The organism is Streptomyces sp. CNQ329, from assembly GCF_000482585.1.
This window is the reverse complement of sequence record NZ_AXVU01000128.1, coordinates 1-2,942: the sequence shown is the minus strand read 5'-3', so window position 1 is coordinate 2,942 and position 2,942 is coordinate 1. Positions and strand designations below refer to the sequence as shown.

2 protein-coding genes and 1 pseudogene are annotated in these 2,942 nt (G+C 68.6%); 1 reads left to right on the top strand and 2 read right to left on the bottom strand.

The window, feature by feature from the left end:
• The first annotated feature begins 225 nt into the window (after positions 1–225).
• Entirely contained in the window at positions 226–1,344 is a 1,119-nt protein-coding gene (locus I003_RS0129290; protein ID WP_486584462.1) for a 3-oxoacyl-ACP synthase III family protein, read from the top strand.
• A gap of 124 nt (positions 1,345–1,468) precedes the next feature.
• Here the strand turns inward: I003_RS0129290 and I003_RS35390 are convergent, their stop codons facing one another.
• Together I003_RS35390 and I003_RS35385 are read right to left on the bottom strand one after the other, a co-directional pair.
• Complete coding sequence (locus I003_RS35390) at positions 1,469–1,813, bottom strand: transposase (RefSeq protein ID WP_078564562.1); 345 nt, start codon at positions 1,811–1,813, stop codon at positions 1,469–1,471.
• A 253-nt stretch (positions 1,814–2,066) separates the two neighbouring features.
• A pseudogene (locus tag I003_RS35385) lies at positions 2,067–2,598 on the bottom strand (transposase); the annotation flags it as partial.
• Positions 2,599–2,942: the final 344 nt, after the last annotated feature.

Genomic DNA, 2,942 nt, shown 5'->3' with positions numbered 1-2,942 from the left:
GGGAGCCCCGCCGTGTGTACGGGGAGCCCCGCCGTGTGTACGGGGAGCCCCGCCGTGTGTACGGGGAGCCCCGCCGTGTGGGGGGCCCCGCCGCCGTGTCGCGGGAACCCCTTCGCCGTGTGGGGGGGGGCAGCCCCGCCGCCGTGTGAGTGGGCCGGCACTGCCGCGTACCGGCCACCTGTAACCGACAGCCCCCGCACCACCACCTGAAGGGAGGGCACGCCCATGACCAACACCCCAGCCACCCCGGCCAACCCCGCCAACCAGGCCGCCCAGGCCGGGCAGGCCGCTTCGGGCAAGCCGGCCAACCGGGCCATCCCGGCCATCGACACCACCGCCGACGTGCCAGACCGGATCGTCTCCAGCATCGACGTCAGGATCCTGGGAACCGGCGCCTACGTACCCGAGCGGATCGTCACCAACGACGAAGTCGGCGCGCCCGCCGGCGTCGACGACGAATGGATCACCCGCAAAACCGCCATCCGCGAACGCCGCTGGGCCGCCCCCGGCCAGGCCACCTCCGACCTCGCCACCACCGCAGCCCGCGCCGCCATGGAATCCGCCGGCATCACCCCCGCACAACTCTCCGTCATCGCCGTCGCCACCTCCACCCCCGACCGCCCCCAGCCCCCCACCGCCGCCTACGTCCAACGCAACCTCGGCGCCTCCGGCACAGCCGCCTTCGACGTCAACGCCGTCTGCTCCGGCACCGTCTTCGCCCTCTCCGCAGTCGGCAGCGTCATCCTCCGCCGAGGCGGCTACGCCCTCGTCGTCGGCGCCGACATCTACTCCCGCATCCTCAACCCCACCGACCGCAGAACAGTCGTCCTCTTCGGCGACGGCGCCGGCGCCATGGTCCTGGGCACCACCCACCACGGCCCCCTCGTCCGCCACGTCGCACTCCACACCTTCGGCGACCTCGCCAACCTCATCGAAGTACCCGCCGGCGGCAGCCGAACCCCCCACAACCACGACACCCTCGACAACGGCGACCAATACTTCGCCATGAACGGACGAGAAGTACGCCGATTCGTCGTCGAACAACTCCCCCAACTCATCAAAGAATTCCTCCACGAAGCCGGCGTCGAACCCACCGACATCAACCACGTCATCCCCCACCAAGCCAACGGCGTCATGCTCGACTCCATGACCCAAGACCTCGCCATGCCCAACGCCACCATGCACCGCACACTCACCCACTACGGCAACACCGGAGCCGCCTCCATCCCCATCACCCTCGACATCGCAGCCCGCCAAAACGCCTTCCAACCAGGCGAACTCATCCTCCTCGCCGGATTCGGCGGCGGCATGGCCACCAGCTTCGCCCTCATCGAATGGAACTAACCCACCCCCCACACACCCACAACACACCACACAAACCCGGCACCAGCACACAACCGAAAACACCAGCAACAGAAAAGACCGGAAAAACAGACAGAAACAACGCATCACACAACGAGACAACAGATCAGCCGATCGTCTCCCGCTGAGTGGTGGCGCCAGTCGCGGGAGCTGGCTGGGAATGGCCCGGGGCGGGATCTGCTGCCAGGGGATCGGTGGGGTGGTCGGTGAATAGTTCGGCCCGGGAGGCTACGGAGAGGTACGTGGCCGCCAAGCTGCACGCGCTGGACCCTGTTCGGTATCCGACGCGGCGGCTGCAGCGGCGGCCGAAGACCTGCCATGCGCTGTGGAGTTCGGCCAGAACGGCGGCAGTCAGCCGGCCCAGGGCGACAGAACTGGGGAAGGCCTGGACGACGCCGGCTCGTCGTTTGATCTCCCGGCACAGCCGTTCCAGCAGGTCGGTTGACCACATTCCCTTCCCGCGCGGGCAGTCGGGAAACCGGCGAATGCGGTGATGCCCCCGGCTGCCTCGATCAGCACGGTCTTGACCCAGGAAACTGCCGTCCGAACATGCCGGCGACCACGTTCAGCCGGGCACGGACGGCTGGATCGCTCCTCCGGGCGAAGATGGTGCGGATGGCGGCAGCCACCATCCCCCCGAGCCCTTGTCGATCACGGAAAAACGTCACCGGCCAAGTGGACCCTGCACCTTCGCCAGAACCCGCCCACCGGCACCATCCCCCAGCGGTAGCCAGGCCCAGGCCGACGATCTCGCGGTGACCCTCAGCGTTCACGCCGACCACACTCAGCGCGCGGACGTTGACGATGCGCCCGCCCTTCGCGGACCTTCCGGACCAGCGCGTCCGCACAAACAAACGTGCAGCGGCCAGCACCCAGCGGCCGGTGCCCAGCGGCCGGCACCCAGGGGCCGGCACCCAGGGGCCGGTGCCCAGGGGGGCCAGTGCCCAGGGGGGCCAGTGCCCAGGGGCAGGTGTCCAGGGGCAGGTTACGGAAGGCGGTGACCTGGCCGTCGAGGTGTTTGACCAAGGAGCTGACCTGGAACTTCGATAGCCGGGTGACGCCGAGGGCTTCGACGAGCTCTCTCCACCCGGCAGGTGGAGACACCCCCGGCAGGCAGACGGTAGCGACCACCGAGATCCGAGCCTGCTCGACCCGCCGGCACCGCTGAAGCAGCCAGTCGGGAAAGTAGCCGCCGCGCCACAACTTGAGGCACAGCCAGTTCGATGACGCCGGCACGGGCACCCCACTCGCGCGGGCGCCAGCCCTTGCGCCGGCCGACCCACTCCTCGCCGACCTGCCCGCACTCCGCGCCGCAAAGCGCACTGGCCCCCGCAGACAGTGCGTCGGCGAACGCCTTGACCATCACGCACACCACATCCGAACTCACCGCACCAAGATGATCTTCGGCCAGAGCGTGCAGGGGCAGACTCTCAAAAGCGATCACCATGCTGACCTCCTTCGAAGCTTTCGACACTCCGAAGATCAGCCGGTGGCCGCTCGACCATACGGGCACCCACCCGAACCCCGGCACAAACCCCCAGAACAGATCGAACCCCTACACCCCTACACCCCCCACACCC